Origin of the sequence: Pseudomonas sp. 008, from assembly GCF_016861935.1 — a bacterium.
In the GTDB taxonomy this organism is placed as follows: Bacteria; Pseudomonadota; Gammaproteobacteria; order Pseudomonadales; family Pseudomonadaceae; genus Aquipseudomonas.
Map to the genome: position 1 here is coordinate 514,523 of NZ_BOMA01000002.1, position 15,812 is coordinate 530,334.

A 15,812-nucleotide genomic window follows, 5' to 3' on the forward strand; every position below is an offset into this window, starting at 1 on the left:
AGATCGCTGGAGAAACACATGTCTCTTTCTCGAAACGTCGCGGTCATTACCAGCGATGAGCAAGCCCTGATCGTCGCCGGAGACCTGGCCGACGACTTCAAACGCGACAGCGCCCTGCGCGACCGCGAACGTCGTTTGCCGCACCCGGAACTGGAAGTGTTTTCCCGTTCGGGTCTTTGGGGCATCAGCGTGCCAAAGGAATACGGCGGCGCCGGGGTTTCCAACGTCACCCTGGCCAAAGTGATCGCTTTGATCGCCCAGGCTGACGGCTCCCTGGGGCAGATCCCGCAGAACCATTTCTACGCCCTCGAAGTGCTCCGTGTGAACGGCAGCCATGAGCAGAAAAAACGCCTGTATGCCGAAGTGCTGGCCGGCCAGCGTTTCGGCAATGCACTGGCGGAACTGGGCACCAAAACCGCCCATGACCGCGTCACCCGCCTGACCCGCGACGGTGACGGCTATCGCATCAACGGCCGCAAGTTCTACGCCACCGGCGCCATTTACGCCCAGCGCATCCCCACCTCAGTAGTGGATGAAAACGGCGTGCAACAGCTGGCCTTCGTCCCGCACAACAGCAAAGGCCTGACGGTCATCGACGACTGGAGCGGCTTCGGCCAGCGCACCACCGGCAGCGGTTCGGTGGTGTTCGAGGATGTCTACGTTGCCGCCGAGGACGTGATTCCATTTCAAAGCGCATTCGAACGCCCGACCACTGTCGGCCCATTGGCGCAGATTCTCCACGCCGCGATCGACACCGGCATTGCCCGCGCAGCCTATGAAGATGCATTGCATTTCGTGCGGACCAAAACCCGGCCGTGGATCGACGCCACGCATGAAACAGCCACCGAAGACCCACTGACCATCAAGAGCTTCGGCCACTTGAGCATTCGCCTGCACGCCACCGAAGCCTTGCTGGAGCGCTCCGGCGAATTCCTTGACCAGGCCCAGGCCGACACCAATGCCGAGACCGTCGCCGCCGCGTCGATTGCGGTTGCCGAAGCCCGGGCCATCAGCACCGAGATCTCCCTCGCCGCCGGCAGCACGCTGTTCGAACTGGCTGGTAGCCAGGCGACCCTGATTGAGCACGGCCTCGATCGCCACTGGCGCAACGCCCGGGTGCACACCCTGCACGACCCGGTGCGCTGGAAATACCACGCGGTGGGCAATTACTACCTCAACGATGAAAACCCGCCGTTGCGGGGGACCATTTGATGAGCAAAAAGAAGATCCTGCTCAACGCGTTCAACATGAACTGCATCGGGCACATCAACCATGGTCTGTGGACCCATCCACGGGACACGTCCACCCAGTACAAGACGATCGAATACTGGACCGAACTGGCGCAACTGCTGGAGCGCGGGCTGTTCGACGGTCTGTTCATCGCCGACATCGTCGGTGTGTACGACGTCTATCAGAACTCGGTGGACGTGCCGCTCAAAGAGTCGATCCAGTTGCCGGTCAACGACCCGCTGCTGCTGGTCTCGGCCATGGCCGCGGTCACCAAAAACCTCGGCTTCGGCCTGACCGCCAACCTGACCTACGAGCCGCCGTATCTGTTCGCCCGACGCCTATCGACGCTTGATCATCTGAGTCGCGGCCGCGTCGGCTGGAACATCGTCACCGGCTATCTGGACAGCGCCGCCAAAGCCATGGGTCTCAGCGAACAGGCGGAACACGACCGACGTTACGACCAGGCCGACGAATACCTGCAAGTGCTCTACAAACTCTGGGAAGGCAGCTGGGAAAACGGCGCGGTGCTCAACGACCGCGAGCAACGGATCTACGCCCAGCCAGACAAAGTGCACAAGGTCGAGCACAAGGGCGAGTTCTATCAGGTCGAGGGTTATCACCTCTGCGAGCCGTCGCCGCAACGCACGCCGGTGCTGTTCCAGGCCGGCAGCTCCGATCGCGGCTTGCTGTTCGCCGGTCGGCATGCCGAGTGCGTGTTCATCAGCGGCCAGAACAAACCGGCGACCCGGGCTCAAGTGGACAAGGTTCGTGCCAGCGCCGTCGAGGCCGGGCGCAATCCTTGGGACATCAAGGTGTTCATGGGTTTAAACGTGATCGTCGGCGCCACCGAAGCGCTGGCCTGGGCCAAGCATGCCGAGTACCTGAGCTACGCCAGCGCCGAGGCCGGCGTGGCGCACTTTTCGGCGTCCACCGGGATAGATTTTTCCGAGTACGAACTCGACGAACCGATTCAGTACGTGAAGAGCAACGCCATCCAGTCCGCCACCAAGAACCTGCAAAACAACGACTGGACCCGCCGCAAACTGCTGGAACAACACGCCCTCGGCGGCCGCTACATCACCGTGGTCGGCTCGCCTGAGCAAGTGGCGGATGAGCTGGAATCATGGATCGCCGAAACCGGCCTCGACGGCTTCAACCTGACACGGATCGTCACCCCGGAAAGCTATGTGGATTTCATTGAGCTGGTGATTCCCGAGTTGCAACGCAGGGGCTCGTACAAGACCGCTTACGACGACGGCAGTCTGCGGGAAAAGCTGTTTCAGCGTGATGCGCATTTGCCTGAGCAACACACAGGCTCTGCGTTCCGCCGCTAATCCTGTGGCGAGGGGGCTTGTCGGAACGCCGCATCGCCCCGTTCGGCTGCGCAGCAGTCGCAAACCTGCGGACCGGTTTTACCTGACACACCTCATTGCATGGTTTTGGGGCCGCTTCGCGGCCCAACGGGGGCAAGCCCCCTCGCCACAAATTTGTGCACCGATTAAACAATTGACTGGAAACTACTCATGACCAAAAAACTCTTATCCCACCCAGTCAAAGCACTGGCCCTGGCCCTCGGCCTCTTCAGCTCCATCACCTTCGCCGCCGACGCGCCGCTGAAAGTCGGCACCACCGCCGCCTTCGCCATTCCGCTGGAAGCCGCCGTAGAGGAAGCCAGCAAACAAGGCCTGAAAGTCGAACTCGTGGAGTTCAGCGACTGGATCGCTCCCAACGTCAGCCTCGCCTCGGGCGACATCGACGTGAACTATTTCCAGCACATCCCGTTCCTGGAAAACGCCAAGGCCGCGGCCGGCTTTGATCTGGTGCCGTTCGCCCCGGGCATCATCAACAACGTCGGCCTCTATTCGAAGAAATACAAAAGCTTCGCCGAGTTGCCAGAAGGCGCCAGCGTGGCCATCGCCAACGACCCGATCAACAGCGGTCGCGGCCTGCAACTGTTGGCCAAGGCCGGGTTAATCACGCTCAAACCGGGCGTCGGCTACAAGGCCACCGAAGAGGACATCATCGCCAACCCGAAGAAAATCAAAATCCTTCAGGTCGAAGCCGTGCAACTGGTACGCGCCTACGACGACGCCGATCTGGTCCAGGGTTATCCGGCCTACATTCGCCTGTCGAAAACCTTCGATGCCAGCTCCGCGCTGCTGTTCGACGGTCTCGATCACAAGGAATACGTAATCCAGTTCGTGATCCAGCCGAAAAGCAAAACCGACCCACGGCTGATCAAATTCGTCGACATCTATCAGCACTCGCCAGCGGTTCGCGCAGCGCTGGATAAAGCCCACGGCAAGCTCTATCAAGCTGGCTGGGAAAGCTGAGCATGACGGCCGCCATCCAACGGCGACTGGAGACTCCAGAGCCACACAGTGCTGAACGCACCGAGCTCCACCCCGAGCTGAACCGCGCCCACGTGCGCTTCATCGGCCTGGGTAAAACCTACAATGGCCAGCAAGGTCCGGTGGCGGCCCTGCACGGTATCGACCTGGCAATCCAGCGCGGCGAAGTGTTCGGCATCATCGGGCGCAGCGGTGCCGGCAAGTCGTCTCTGATCCGTACCATCAACCGCCTCGAACAACCGAGCAGCGGGCGAGTGCTGATCGATCAGGTGGACATCGGCGAGTTCGATGAAGACCGTCTGGTGGCGCTGCGCCGACGGATCGGCATGATCTTCCAGCACTTCAATCTGATGTCGGCCAAGACGGTTTGGCAGAACGTCGAGTTGCCGCTGAAAGTCGCCGGTGTGCCCAAGGAAAAACGCGAGCAGAAGGTCCGTGAATTGCTCGAACTGGTCGGCCTGCAAGGTAAACACAAAGCTTATCCGGCGCAGCTTTCCGGCGGGCAGAAACAACGTGTCGGCATCGCCCGTGCGTTGGTGCATGACCCGGAAATTCTGCTGTGCGACGAGGCCACTTCGGCCCTCGATCCGGAGACCACCCAATCGATCCTCGGCCTGTTGCGCGAGATCAACCAGCGACTGGGCCTGACCATCGTGCTGATCACCCACGAGATGGCGGTGATCCGCGATATCTGCGATCGGGTCGTGGTGTTGGAGCACGGGCGAATCGTCGAGCAAGGGCCAGTCTGGGAAGTCTTCGGCAACCCGCAACATGAGGTCAGCAAGACCTTGCTCGCGCCGCTGCAACACGGCCTGCCGGATGAACTGCAAAGCCGCTTGCGGGCACAGCCGCAGTCTTCGGACGCTGCCGTGGTCCTGCGCTTGCAATTCACCGGCAATACACGCGACGAGCCAGACCTGGCGGCGCTTTTCAGCGCCCTCGGTGGCCGCGTGCGTTTGCTGCAAGGGGGCGTGGAACGGATTCAGGGCCATGCGCTGGGGCAATTACTGCTGGCGGTGACCGGTTCGTCCCTCGGTGCCGAGGAATTGCGTCAGCGCGCCAGTCATTGGGCGCAACAGGTGGAGGTGCTGGGTTATGTGGTTTGATCGATTGCTGCAAGGCTTCATCGACACCTTCCTGATGGTCGGCGTGTCGTCACTGATCGCGCTGTTGGTGGGTATTCCGCTGGCGGTGATCCTGGTCACCAGCACCAAAGGCGGGATCTACGAAGCACCGGCGCTGAACCGCGCACTGGGCGCGTTCGTGAACCTGTTCCGCTCGATTCCGTTTCTGATTTTGATGGTGGCGCTGATTCCGTTCACCCGGTTGATCGTCGGCACCACTTATGGCGTTTGGGCAGCGGTGGTGCCGCTGACTATTGCCGCTACGCCGTTCTTCGCACGCATCGCCGAAGTCAGCCTGCGGGAAGTCGACCACGGGTTGATCGAAGCGGCGCAAGCGATGGGGTGCCGGCGCTGGCATATCGTCTGGCATGTGCTGTTGCCCGAGGCGCTGCCGGGAATTGTCGGCGGCTTCACCATTACGCTGGTGACCATGATCAATTCGTCGGCCATGGCCGGGGCGATTGGCGCTGGCGGGTTGGGGGACATTGCGTATCGGTATGGGTATCAGCGCTTTGACAGCCAGATCATGTTGACGGTGATTGTGTTGCTGGTGGTGTTGGTGGCGGTGATTCAGTTGGGTGGGGATCGGCTGGCGCGGGGGTTGAATAAGCGCTGAATCAAGATCAAAAGTGCGAAAGCGCTTATAGTCAGCGCTTCTCTCTTTTTCTGTGCAGCCGACCATGAAACAGACTCCCACCGACCTGGAGCAGATCACCTCCACCACTCTGGGCCATTACAACGCGGTGGCTGAAGACTTCCGTGAAGGCACTCGCGATCACGATGTCAGCCAGAACATCGATGCCCTGCTGCGGCATATTCTGGGTAAGGCGCCCTTCAGCATTCTCGACTTTGGCTGCGGTCCTGGCCGCGACCTGAAAACCTTCACCCGCCTGGGCCACATCGCCATCGGGCTCGACGGTTCGGAAAAGCTTGCGCAGATGGCCCGGGACGACAGCGGGTGTGAGGTCTGGCAGCAGGACTTCCTGAAACTCGATCTGCCGGCCGAGCGCTTCGACGGGATTTTTGCCAATGCGGTGCTGTTTCATGTCCCGAGTCAGGAGTTGCCCAGGGTGTTGAAGCAACTGCGCGCGGCGTTGAAGCCGGGCGGTGTGTTGTTCAGTTCCAATCCCCGTGGCGAGAATCAGGAAGGCTGGAACGGATCACGGTATGGGGCGTATTACGACCTAGCGGCGTGGCAACAAATGCTGTCCGAGGCGGGGTTTGTGGAGCTTGAGCATTACTACCGGCCGGCGGGGCTGCCGCGGGAGCAGCAGCCTTGGTTGGCCAGCGTTTGGCGTCGAGCCGACTGATCGTTACGGCGCTTGTTTCTTCGGCTCGCGTACCTTGTACCAGGCCACATACAGCGCCGGCAAAAACAGCAGCGTCAGCAAGGTGGCGATGATGATCCCGCCAATCATTGCGTAGGCCATCGGCCCCCAGAACACTTCCCGGGCAATCGGGATCATCCCCATGCTCGCCGCCGCGGCCGTCAACAGAATCGGTCGGCGACGGTGTTCCGTGGCGTGCAGCACCGCGTCCCACGGCGTATAGCCGTCCTTCTCGAGGGCGTCGATCTGGGTCACCAAGATCACCGAGTTGCGGATGATGATGCCGATCAGCGCCAGAATCCCGAGGATCGCCACGAAGCCCATCGGCGTGCCCGTCGGGATCAGCGCCAGCACCACGCCGATCAGCCCGAGCGGCGCGACGCTGGCCACCAGGAACAGCTTCTGCACGCTGTGCAACTGGATCATCAGGAAGGTCGCCATCAAAAACAGCATCAACGGCACCACCTTGGCAATCGGCCCCTGGGCCTTGCCGCTTTCCTCCACCGTACCGCCGGTGGCGACTTTGTAGCCCACCGGCAAACCGGCGGCAAACTTGTCGATATCCGGTTGCAACTGCTTCACCAGGTCGGTCGGCTGAATCTCGTCGCGCACCGCAGCCTTGATGGTGATGGTCGGTTTGCGATCACGACGCCACACCAGCGGCTGCTCCAGTTCGTAGCGCACCGTGGCAAACGCCAGCAGCGGAATCGACGTGCCGCCGGGAGTGACGATCTGCAAATTCTGCAAGGTTTCCGGACTGCCGCGCTCGGCATCTTCAGCGCGGCCGACCACGTCGATCAGGTAGATGTCATCATCGACCTGCGTCACCGGCGAGCCGACGACGATGCTGTTCATCAGGTTCGCCACGTCTTCCGACGACAGCCCCAGTTGCCGCGCCTTGTCTTGCGCGATGTCGATGCGCAGCACTTTACCCGGCTCGTTCCAGTCGTAAATGATCTCGCCGATGTGCGGATTTTTATCCAGCTCAGTGGCCAGGGCGATCGCGTGTTTGCGCACCTGATCGATGTCCTTGCCGCTGACCCGGTACTGAATCGGCCGCCCCACCGGCGGGCCCATTTCCAGGGCCTGGACGTAACTGCCGATGCCGACGAACTCTTCACGCAAGCGCTTTTGCAAACGAGCGGTCAGCGCCGTGCGTGACTCCAGGCCTTTGCTGACGATCACCAGTTGCGCGTAGTACGGGTTCTGCAATTGCTGGTCGAGGGGCAGGTAGAAACGGATCGCGCCCTCGCCGATGTAGGTGCTCCAGCGCACGATGTCCGGGTCGCCCTTGAGCGTTGCTTCGAGCTTGTCCACGGCTTTGCGGGTTTCGGCGATCGAGGCGTTTTGCGGCAGGTTCAGGTCGACGAGAATTTCCGGGCGGTCCGAGGACGGGAAGAACTGGTTCTGCACAAACTGCATGGAAAACACCGAGAGCACGAACAGCACTACGGTAATGCCGATAGCCCACCAGCGATTGCGCATGGCCCAGAGCAGGCCACCATTGAATGCCCGACCGATGCGCCCAGGCTCGGTGTCGTGAGGTTTCACCTTGGCGCTCAGGATATGCACCCCAAGCACCGGGGCGAACAGCACGGCGACGACCCATGACACCAACATGGCCACCGCGATCACCGCGAACAGGGTGAAGGTGTACTCACCGGCGGAGCTGGCGTTCAAGCCGATCGGCACGAAACCGGCGACAGTGACCAGCGTGCCGGTGAGCATCGGGAACGCGGTCGAGGTGTAGGCGAAGGTGGCCGCTTGCTCTTTGGTTTCACCCATTTCCAGGCGCGTGACCATCATCTCCACCGTGATCATCGCGTCGTCCACCAGCAGGCCGAGGGCGATGATCAATGCACCGAGGGAAATCCGCTGCATGGTGATGCCGCTGTATTCCATGAAGAGGAAGACCATCGCCAGCACCAACGGAATCGAACATGCCACCACCAGCCCGGCGCGCACGCCAAGGCTGACGAAGCTGACGATCAGCACGATCACCACGGCCTCGAACAACGCACTGGTGAAACCGCCGACAGCTTCTTCCACCACTTCGGCCTGATCGGAAACGTTGTGCACGCCAACGCCCACCGGCAGGTCGGCCGTCAGCTCGTTCATGCGCAGATGCAGCGCCTTGCCAAATGCCTGGATGTTGCCGCCCTTCTTCATGGCGATTGCCAGGCCGATGGCCGGCTGGCCGTTGAAACGAAACTCCGGGGTGGCAGGATCGACATAGCCACGACTGATATCGGCGATGTCGGCCAGGCGGTAGAAGCGGTCGTTGAGCTTCAGATTGACGTTGGCCAGGTCTTTCTCAGAGGCAAACTGCCCCGAGGTCCGCACCGAAATCCGCTCCGGGCCGGCCTCGATCACTCCCGCCGGGGTCACGGCATTCTGTGATTGCAGGCTCTGCACCACCTGGCGCTGATCGATGCCGAGGGCGGCGAGTTTGCGGGTGGAGAAGTTCAGGTACAGCACTTCATCCTGCTCGCCGATCATTTCGACCTTGCCCAATCCTGGCACTTCACGGATTTCGGCACGCACCTGTTCCACGTAATCGCGTAGCTGGCGCATCGACAGGCCGTCAGAGGTAAAGGCATACACCGAACCGAACACATCACCGAACTCATCGTTGAAGCCCGGCCCTTGCAGGCCTTGCGGGAAGTCGCCGCGGATGTCGTTGATCTTCTTGCGCACCTGGTACCAGATTTGCGGAATGTCCTTGGCGCTGGTGGTGTCGAGCAGGTTCACGAAAACCGTTGATTCACCGGGTCGGGTGTAGCTTTTCACGTAATCGAGCGAGTCGAGTTCTTCGAGTTTTTTCTCGATCCGGTCAGTGACCTGCTTGAGGGTTTCTTCCTGGGTCGCGCCGGGCCAACGGGTCTGGATCACCATGGTTTTGATGGTGAACGACGGGTCTTCTTCGCGGCCCAGGTTCAGGTAGGAGAACACGCCCATCAACAGCGCGACGAACATCAAATACCAGACAAACGACTGATGCTTGAGGGCCCACTCGGATAAGTTGAAACTCCCTTTCATTGCGGGCTGCCCTCGTCAATTCTCACTTTCTGCCCCGGTTTGAGGCTATTCACACCGGCACTGACCACCCGCTCGCCGGACTTCACTCCGTTGGCCACGACTACTGTGTCGTCGGTCCGGCTGACCAGGCTGACCTCCCTTGGGGCAACGGTTTGCGTCTGTGGATCGACGACCCAGATCCGTGTTTTCCCATCGACCTCCTGCAATGCGCTCGCCGGCAGTTCGAGGCGTGGTTTGATTTCAGAGCTGAGGGTCACGCTGATCGCCGTGCCGAGATGAAAACCCGGCGGCGTATCGGTCAGGCTCAGGCGGGCGCGACGGGTACGGGTCGCGCTTTGGGCCTGGGGTTCGATTTCACGCACGATGGCGGTGCTGGTGATGCTCGGGTCCAGCTGCGAGGCGACCTGGAACACCACGTCGGCCGGCAAATCATCGACCAGGGTGTCGGGCAAGTCGATCACCGCTTCCTTGATGTCCGGCTGCGCCAGGGTCACCACTTGCTGGCCGGCGGTCACCACTTGCCCGGCTTCGGCATTCCACGCGGTGACAATGGCTTTGTGATCGGTGCGCAGCTCGACGTAGTTGAGTTGGTCCTGCGCCTGGTTGACGGCGGCCCTGGCTTGATCGAGGGACGCCTGGGTGGTTTTCAGTTCGGTCTGGGCGATGTCCAGTTGTGCCTGGGCACCGACCCCGCGATTGAACAGTTCCTGCTGACGCCGGGCGTTGGCCTGGGCGTTGATGAGCTGCGCCTGAACACGCGCCAGGTCACCCTGGGCCGAGCGCAACTGGTTCTGCTGATCGGTGGGGTCGAGGGTGGCGAGCAAGGCGCCTTTCTGGACTTCGGCGCCGACATCGACATTGCGGCTGGCGATACGCCCCGGCACCCGGAAACCGACATTGCTTTCGTAACGGGCCTGAATGCTGCCGGCGAACCGGCCGAGGTTTTCTTGATGGAGCGCTTTCACTTCCACAGACAACACCGGCCGCACCGGTTCTGGCGGCGCTTCTTCCTTGGAACAGGCGACCAGCAGTACAGCGGCGGACAACAGCAACAGGTGCTTCATGGTTGGGCTCCTGTGGTTGGGGTCTGATCGGTATTTTCGACGACCTCCACCCGTACGCCCGGGTGCAGCAACTGGCCGCCCGCAGTGACGACTTTTTCGCCACCGGTGAGGCCGGCGCTGACAATGACTTTGCCGGTCAGGTAACGGCCAACGGTGACGGTGTGCAACTGCGCCTTGCCCTCGGCGTCCACTAACCACACGGCAGGGTCGCTGAGGTTTTTGGTCAGGGCAGCCCAAGGCAGCTCCACCGCGGTTTTGCCCACAGGCTTGGCGGTGGCGCTCACCACCGAGCCGAGCTGCATGCCTTCAGGGAGACCGTCGAGGCTGACTTTGACTTGCACCGTGCCGGTCTGCGCGGACACCGCTGGCGTGACTTCGCGAACGGTGCCCGTGGTCTTGATTTTCGGATTGTCGAGCAGGCTGACCACAATTGATCTGTCCGATGGCGGCTCGGCCAGCAGCGATTCGTAAACGTTGAACACCGCGTCACGCTCGCCATCCCGGGCCAGGCTGAAAATCGGCACCGTGGCTTGTACCACCTGGCCGACTTCGGCCTGGCGCGCGGTAATCACGCCTGGCGCATCGGCAATCAACGCGGTGTAGCTCAGTTGATCGCGGGCGTTGGCCAATTGCGCTTGAGCCGCGCTCAATGCGCTCTGGCTGCTGCGCAAGGCCGCTTGGGCGGAGTCGTATTCGCTCTGGCTGGTGTAGCCCTTGGGCAGGAGTTTTTGCTGACGAACGAAGGCTGCCGCTGTCTGTTTGACCCGCGCCTGTTCGGCAACGACCTGGGCCTGGGCCGAATCGACATTGGTTTGCAGGTCTTTGGGGTCGAGCCTGGCCAGCACTTGTTTGGCTGAAACCCGATCACCGACGTCGACCATGCGCTGGATGATCTTGCCGCCCACGCGGAACGACAACTCGGTCTGGACTCGGGCCTGGACATCGCCGGTGAGTGTCACCGCGGCGGCGTAATCGGTTGGCTTGACCTCTTGCACGAAGACTCGCGGACGGTCCTTCTCGACGGGCTTTTTCTCGCCACAAGCGGTCAGCAGGGCGAAGAGGCTCAGGCCAACCATTAATTTCAATCCGGGACCCGCCATGCAGACTCCTTTGCGTTGTACGTACGTGCCAGTGACGATACGACTGTGAGCTTAGAACAGGGTTCAACAGGTGCACGGGTTTGCTGCATTCCCTGTGGCGAGGGGCTTGACTGTGGCGAGGGGGCTTGCCCCCGTTCGACTGCGCAGCAGTCGTAAGCCGGCTAACACAGTGATCCTGAAAGAAACGCGGTGACTGGTTTAAGGGCTGCTTCGCAACCCAACGGGGGCAAGCCCCCTCGCCACAGGGATCACCGTGTTGCTGACAATAAGGCAGAATGGCTGACCCTGCAGCAGGAAGCTCCCCATGCTCAAAGCCCTCGCGGTGGCCAACTACCGCTCGATCAATAAATTGGTGATTCCGCTCGAACGGCTGAACCTGATCACCGGCCCCAACGGCAGCGGTAAATCCAATCTCTACCGCGCCTTGCGCCTGCTGGCGGAAACCGCTCAGGGTGGCGTGGTCAATGGCTTGGCACGCGAGGGTGGGCTGGATTCGACCTTCTGGGCCGGGCCGGAAACCATCACCCAGCGCATGCGCAAGGGTGAAATCCCGGTCCAGGCAACCATGCGACACGGCGTCAAGCGCCTGCGCCTGGGGTTTGCCGGTGAAGACTTCAGCTACTCGATCGCGCTGGGCCTTGCGGAACCGAGTCTTTCCGCGTTTTCTCTGGACCCGGAAATCAAAAAGGAATGCATCTGGTCCGGGCCGTTCTATCGCCCGGCCAGCCTGCTGGTGGATCGCAACGGCCCGATGATCCGCGCCCGGGTCGGGCGCGGCTGGGAGGTGCTGTCCCAGCACACGCCGAATTTCGACAGCCTGTTCGATCAGGTTGGTAGCTTGCGTACCTCGCCGGAAGTCTTGCAGCTGCGTGAATTCATCCGCCGCTGGCGCTTCTACGATCACTTTCGCAGCGATGCCGAAGCTCCGGCGCGACAACCACAACTGGGCACTCGCACGCCGGTGTTGCACCACGACGGTCGCGACCTCGCGGCGGCATTACAGACCATCCGCGAAATCGGCGATCCCGAAGCCTTGCAGGCGGCGATCAGCGATGCGTTCCCCGGCGCGACGCTGAACATCGCACTGCTGCAAGGTGGCCGATTTGCAATCGAGTTTTATCAGGAAGGGTTGTTGCGGCCACTGTCCGCCGCCGAGCTGTCGGACGGGACGTTGCGCTATCTGTTGCTGGTCGCGGCATTGCTGACACCCCGGCCGCCGACGCTGATGGTGCTGAATGAGCCGGAAACCAGTCTGCATCCGGACTTGTTGCCGGCATTGGCGCGGTTGATTATTCGAGCGTCCGAACAGTGCCAGGTGTGGGTGGTGTCCCATGCGCGGCGCTTGATCTCGGCATTGCAGCAAGACCCGGAGTGCAATTGCATTGTGCTGGAAAAAGATTTCGGTCAGACCGGGATGGTCGGGCAGCGGATGCTGGATGAGCCGGTGTGGTATTGGCCTGACTGAGACACACTGATCGTTCCCACGCTCTGTGGCGAGGGAGCAAGCTCCCTCGCCACAGGTGGGAACGATCATCTGAAGCAAATCACCCCTGCCACTTCCCACCCTCGACAATCACGCTTTCAGGCCTGGTGTCGTCGCTCAGCTCTTTGCGCACATACTGGTCGTACAGCTTGAGCAAAAATTTATCCTCACCCAGCTTCGCCAACTCCGCATTCACCCAATCACGCAGTTCGATGTTGCCCTTCTTTACCGCCGGGGCGATCGGTGCTTCGGCGCCCAACTTCTGCTCCAGTAAGCGGTAGCCCGGGTTTTGTTTGGCCCAGCTGAACAGCACCAGATTGTCCTGCGCATAAGCGTCGCCGCGACCATTGGCCAGGGCTTGCAGGGACTCAGAGTTTTTCTCGAACTTCAGCAGTTTCCAGTCCGGGTGATTTTTGGTCAGCCAGACATCGGCTGTGGTGCCCGTGGTCACGATAGTCGTGCGGGTCGCCAAGTCATCAAGGTTCTTCACTGAACTGGCCTGCGGCACCAGCGCCTGCACCGCCACCTTGAGGTTCGGGTTGGTGAAGTCCACCGCTTCCTTGCGCTCCGGGGTGACGGTCATGTTGGCCAGGATCAGGTCGACCTTGTCGCTTTGCAGGAATGGAATCCGGCTCGCCGGCTCCACCGCCACGAACTCGACTTTGTTTTCATCGCCCAATAGATCCTTGGCGAATTGGCGACCAATGTCGGTATCGAACCCCACGTAGCGCCCGGCTTCATCGACAAAACCGAACGGCGGTTTGTCGGTGAACACCCCGACAATCAGCTTGTCCCGGGCTTTGATCTTTTCCAGGTATCCGGCCGGTGCGCTGCTGACGCTGGCGACTTTCGGCTTGGCCGGTTCTTCGGTTTTGTTGCAGCCGGCCAGCAGCGCCAGGCCGAGCAGCGGGAGTAGCAGCAGAGAATACTTGGCAGTTTTCATGGCAGTTCCAATTCCTTTATTTGAGTCGTTTTAGGTAGTGCGGCGACGAAGGAGAACTTCTCCAGGAACTGCTGCGCTCGTGCGGTTTGCGGGTTCGTAAAGAAAATCTCGGGGGGTTGTTGCTCAAGGATGCGCCCGGCGTCCATGAACACGATGCGGTCGGCCACGGCGCGGGCGAAGGCCATTTCGTGGGTGACAATCAGCAGGGTCATGCCCTCGCGGGCCAGGCCCTGAATCACTTCGAGTACCTCCTTGACCATCTCCGGGTCGAGGGCGGCGGTGACTTCGTCAAAGAGCATGACCTGGGGATTCATGCACAGCGAACGGACGATGGCGATGCGTTGCTGCTGACCACCGGAGAGCTGACGCGGGAACGCGTCGCGCTTGTCCAACAGGCCTACGCGCTCCAGCAAGGCTTCGGCCTGGGTACGGGCTTCGCGGCGGTCGCGCTTCTGCACTTTCACCGGGCCAAGCAGCACGTTATCGAGCACACTCATGTGCGGGAACAGGTGATAACTCTGGAATACCATGCCGATCTGCTGACGCACTTCGCGCCAGTCGGTGCCCTTGCCCAGCAACTCACGCCCGGCAAAATTCAAGCTGCCGCTGTGAGCGACTTCCAGGCCGTTGAGGCAGCGCAGCAAGGTGCTTTTGCCACAGCCGCTGGGGCCGAGGATGACGATCACTTCGCCCGGTTTCACCTTCAGGTCGATGCCGTTGAGCACCTGCTGCTCGTCGAAAAACTTGTTGAAACCCTTGAACTCGATCAATGCGCTCATGCTTGCGTCCAGCGCCGCTCCAGCACGCGGGAAGCGGCCGACAGCGGGTAGCAGATGAAAAAGAAAAACAGAAACAGCGCGCCATAGATCAGTACCGATTCGTAGGTGCGCTCGATGATCTGCTGGCCGACCTTGATCACGTCCACCACGCCGATCAGCACCGCCAGGGAGCTGGTCTTGATGATCCGCGTGTAGACGTTGATGGTCGGCGGCGTCATACGTTTCAGCGCCTGGGGCAGCAGTACGTAGCCGTAGAGTTGCGGGCCGTTCAAGCCAATCGACAATCCCGCTTCTCGCTGGCCGCGCGGTAACGAATGCAAGGCGCCGCGCACCACTTCCCCGACTTCGCTGGCGCCCCACAGCGACAGCACCAGCACCGCGCACCAGAAGCTCGGAATGCTCAGGCCGAAAAAAATCGGCAGGCCGAAGAACAGCAAATACAACCAGACCAGCACCGGGATCGCCCGGAACAATTCCAGATAGACCCGCAAAATGACGTTCAGCCACTTCGAATTCAGCGTGCGCAACACGCCGTAGAGCACGCCGCCGACGGTGCTGAAGGCGATGCTCAGAAAAGAAATCGACAAGGTTTGCGCAGCGCCCTTGCCCAATTGCGGCAACGACACCATGAGCAACTCAAGACCCGAACTGGCCATGCTGGAGCCTCCTTTCCAGACGGCTGAGCAGCAGCGACAACGGCAAAAACAACAGCACGCAGATCAACGTCAGCACGGCGAGCATTTCGTAGGTTTTGTAATAGAGCGCGATGTAGCTCTTGGTGGTGTAGAGAATCTCCGGCACCGCCACCGCCGAGACCACCGTGGTTTCCTTGAGCAGGAATATGAAATTGGCGAATAGCGACGGCAGGCTGAGAATGCCGGCCTGCGGCAAGATCACGTAGCGCAGCAATTGCCCGTGGGACAAGCCAATTGAACGACCGGACTCAAGTTGCGCCTGGGGCACGGCATCCACGCCGGCACGCAGGACTTCGGTGAGGTAGGCTCCGCCGAGAAAGGTCATGGTGATGATCGCTGCGGCGAAGCCCGAGACTTTGATGCCCAGGGCCGGCAAGGCGAAGTAGACGAAGAACAACTGGATCAGCAATGGCGTGTTGCGCGCCAACTCCACATACAGCCCGACCAGACGCTGCAGGTAAGGCGTGCGAAACACCAGAATCGTCGCGTTGACCAGCGCCACCAGCAATGAAGTGCCGATGGCGATGAAGCCGACCTGCAGCGTCACGCCAACGGCTTTGAGAAACGCCGGCAGGGTGCCGAGGATAAATGCGTAGTCGAAGGTCATTGAACATCCTGTAAGCCACTCGGTAAGCGACGATGGCGCAGTCCATGGGCAGTGGATAACCACCCGGCA

General features: G+C 61.0%; 14 protein-coding genes. 7 read left to right on the top strand and 7 right to left on the bottom strand.

All coding sequences use genetic code 11. The features are described from left to right. Positions 1-18: 18 nt before the first annotated feature. From JUI81_RS06940 to JUI81_RS06965, 6 genes are all read left to right on the top strand, one after another. Positions 19-1,212: an SfnB family sulfur acquisition oxidoreductase gene (locus JUI81_RS06940; protein WP_204123973.1), complete on the top strand. Its 1,194-nt coding sequence runs from the start codon at positions 19-21 to the stop codon at positions 1,210-1,212. After that, positions 1,212-2,564, top strand: coding sequence for an LLM class flavin-dependent oxidoreductase (locus JUI81_RS06945; RefSeq protein WP_204123974.1), 1,353 nt, complete (start codon positions 1,212-1,214; stop codon positions 2,562-2,564). Before JUI81_RS06940 ends, JUI81_RS06945 begins: the two co-directional genes overlap by 1 nt. Positions 2,565-2,753: 189 nt before the next feature. Then, complete coding sequence (locus tag JUI81_RS06950) at positions 2,754-3,563, top strand: MetQ/NlpA family ABC transporter substrate-binding protein (protein ID WP_018929340.1); 810 nt, start codon at positions 2,754-2,756, stop codon at positions 3,561-3,563. A 2-nt stretch (positions 3,564-3,565) separates the two neighbouring features. Continuing rightward, positions 3,566-4,687, top strand: coding sequence for a methionine ABC transporter ATP-binding protein (locus JUI81_RS06955; protein ID WP_086944172.1), 1,122 nt, complete (start codon positions 3,566-3,568; stop codon positions 4,685-4,687). Continuing rightward, positions 4,677-5,321, top strand: a complete 645-nt coding sequence (locus JUI81_RS06960) for a methionine ABC transporter permease (protein WP_018929342.1) — start codon at positions 4,677-4,679, stop codon at positions 5,319-5,321. Before JUI81_RS06955 ends, JUI81_RS06960 begins: the two co-directional genes overlap by 11 nt. 64 nt (positions 5,322-5,385) lie before the next feature. Then, positions 5,386-6,015 carry a bifunctional 2-polyprenyl-6-hydroxyphenol methylase/3-demethylubiquinol 3-O-methyltransferase UbiG gene (locus JUI81_RS06965; RefSeq protein ID WP_204123975.1) on the top strand — a complete coding sequence of 210 codons (630 nt, stop codon included), beginning with the start codon at positions 5,386-5,388 and terminating at the stop codon, positions 6,013-6,015. 3 nt (positions 6,016-6,018) lie between these two features. Here JUI81_RS06965 and JUI81_RS06970 read toward each other — a convergent pair whose 3' ends face one another. Genes JUI81_RS06970 through JUI81_RS06980 form a run of 3 tightly spaced genes read right to left on the bottom strand, consistent with a single transcriptional unit; the run spans position 6,019 to position 11,236 of the window. After that, positions 6,019-9,072, bottom strand: coding sequence for an efflux RND transporter permease subunit (locus tag JUI81_RS06970; RefSeq protein WP_204123976.1), 3,054 nt, complete (start codon positions 9,070-9,072; stop codon positions 6,019-6,021). Next, complete coding sequence (locus JUI81_RS06975) at positions 9,069-10,136, bottom strand: efflux RND transporter periplasmic adaptor subunit (RefSeq protein ID WP_204123977.1); 1,068 nt, start codon at positions 10,134-10,136, stop codon at positions 9,069-9,071. The genes JUI81_RS06970 and JUI81_RS06975 overlap by 4 nt, the downstream gene beginning before the upstream one ends. Further along, the gene (locus JUI81_RS06980; protein ID WP_204123978.1) at positions 10,133-11,236 is read right to left on the bottom strand and encodes an efflux RND transporter periplasmic adaptor subunit; all 1,104 of its coding nucleotides are present in this window, start codon (positions 11,234-11,236) and stop codon (positions 10,133-10,135) included. Before JUI81_RS06980 ends, JUI81_RS06975 begins: the two co-directional genes overlap by 4 nt. Before the next feature lie 304 nt (positions 11,237-11,540). Here JUI81_RS06980 and JUI81_RS06985 point away from each other — a divergent pair, with 304 nt between their 5' ends. Next, positions 11,541-12,701 (top strand): AAA family ATPase, encoded by a 1,161-nt coding sequence (locus tag JUI81_RS06985; protein ID WP_019581718.1) that lies wholly within the window; start codon positions 11,541-11,543, stop codon positions 12,699-12,701. 79 nt (positions 12,702-12,780) lie between these two features. On the opposite strand, the gene JUI81_RS06990 is transcribed toward JUI81_RS06985, so the two are convergent. From JUI81_RS06990 to JUI81_RS07005, 4 genes are read right to left on the bottom strand one after another with little or no spacing between them, the layout of a single operon-like run. Further along, positions 12,781-13,662 (bottom strand): transporter substrate-binding domain-containing protein, encoded by an 882-nt coding sequence (locus JUI81_RS06990; RefSeq protein ID WP_204123979.1) that lies wholly within the window; start codon positions 13,660-13,662, stop codon positions 12,781-12,783. Continuing rightward, complete coding sequence (locus JUI81_RS06995; protein WP_204123980.1) at positions 13,659-14,441, bottom strand: amino acid ABC transporter ATP-binding protein; 783 nt, start codon at positions 14,439-14,441, stop codon at positions 13,659-13,661. Before JUI81_RS06995 ends, JUI81_RS06990 begins: the two co-directional genes overlap by 4 nt. Then, the gene (locus JUI81_RS07000; protein ID WP_019581715.1) at positions 14,438-15,097 is read right to left on the bottom strand and encodes an amino acid ABC transporter permease; all 660 of its coding nucleotides are present in this window, start codon (positions 15,095-15,097) and stop codon (positions 14,438-14,440) included. The genes JUI81_RS06995 and JUI81_RS07000 overlap by 4 nt, the downstream gene beginning before the upstream one ends. Then, positions 15,078-15,743: an amino acid ABC transporter permease gene (locus JUI81_RS07005; protein WP_019581714.1), complete on the bottom strand. Its 666-nt coding sequence runs from the start codon at positions 15,741-15,743 to the stop codon at positions 15,078-15,080. The genes JUI81_RS07000 and JUI81_RS07005 overlap by 20 nt, the downstream gene beginning before the upstream one ends. Positions 15,744-15,812: the final 69 nt, after the last annotated feature.

What these genes read in the sequence shown, in the direction of transcription:
- JUI81_RS06940 (WP_204123973.1), top strand. Translation starts at nt 19, where the DNA reads ATGTCTCTTTCTCGAAACGTCGCGGTCATTACCAGCGATGAGCAAGCC.
- JUI81_RS06945 (WP_204123974.1), top strand. Translation starts at nt 1,212, where the DNA reads ATGAGCAAAAAGAAGATCCTGCTCAACGCGTTCAACATGAACTGCATC.
- JUI81_RS06950 (WP_018929340.1), top strand. Translation starts at nt 2,754, where the DNA reads ATGACCAAAAAACTCTTATCCCACCCAGTCAAAGCACTGGCCCTGGCC.
- JUI81_RS06955 (WP_086944172.1), top strand. Translation starts at nt 3,566, where the DNA reads ATGACGGCCGCCATCCAACGGCGACTGGAGACTCCAGAGCCACACAGT.
- JUI81_RS06960 (WP_018929342.1), top strand. Translation starts at nt 4,677, where the DNA reads ATGTGGTTTGATCGATTGCTGCAAGGCTTCATCGACACCTTCCTGATG.
- JUI81_RS06965 (WP_204123975.1), top strand. Translation starts at nt 5,386, where the DNA reads ATGAAACAGACTCCCACCGACCTGGAGCAGATCACCTCCACCACTCTG.
- JUI81_RS06970 (WP_204123976.1), bottom strand. Translation starts at nt 9,072, where the DNA reads ATGAAAGGGAGTTTCAACTTATCCGAGTGGGCCCTCAAGCATCAGTCG.
- JUI81_RS06975 (WP_204123977.1), bottom strand. Translation starts at nt 10,136, where the DNA reads ATGAAGCACCTGTTGCTGTTGTCCGCCGCTGTACTGCTGGTCGCCTGT.
- JUI81_RS06980 (WP_204123978.1), bottom strand. Translation starts at nt 11,236, where the DNA reads ATGGCGGGTCCCGGATTGAAATTAATGGTTGGCCTGAGCCTCTTCGCC.
- JUI81_RS06985 (WP_019581718.1), top strand. Translation starts at nt 11,541, where the DNA reads ATGCTCAAAGCCCTCGCGGTGGCCAACTACCGCTCGATCAATAAATTG.
- JUI81_RS06990 (WP_204123979.1), bottom strand. Translation starts at nt 13,662, where the DNA reads ATGAAAACTGCCAAGTATTCTCTGCTGCTACTCCCGCTGCTCGGCCTG.
- JUI81_RS06995 (WP_204123980.1), bottom strand. Translation starts at nt 14,441, where the DNA reads ATGAGCGCATTGATCGAGTTCAAGGGTTTCAACAAGTTTTTCGACGAG.
- JUI81_RS07000 (WP_019581715.1), bottom strand. Translation starts at nt 15,097, where the DNA reads ATGGCCAGTTCGGGTCTTGAGTTGCTCATGGTGTCGTTGCCGCAATTG.
- JUI81_RS07005 (WP_019581714.1), bottom strand. Translation starts at nt 15,743, where the DNA reads ATGACCTTCGACTACGCATTTATCCTCGGCACCCTGCCGGCGTTTCTC.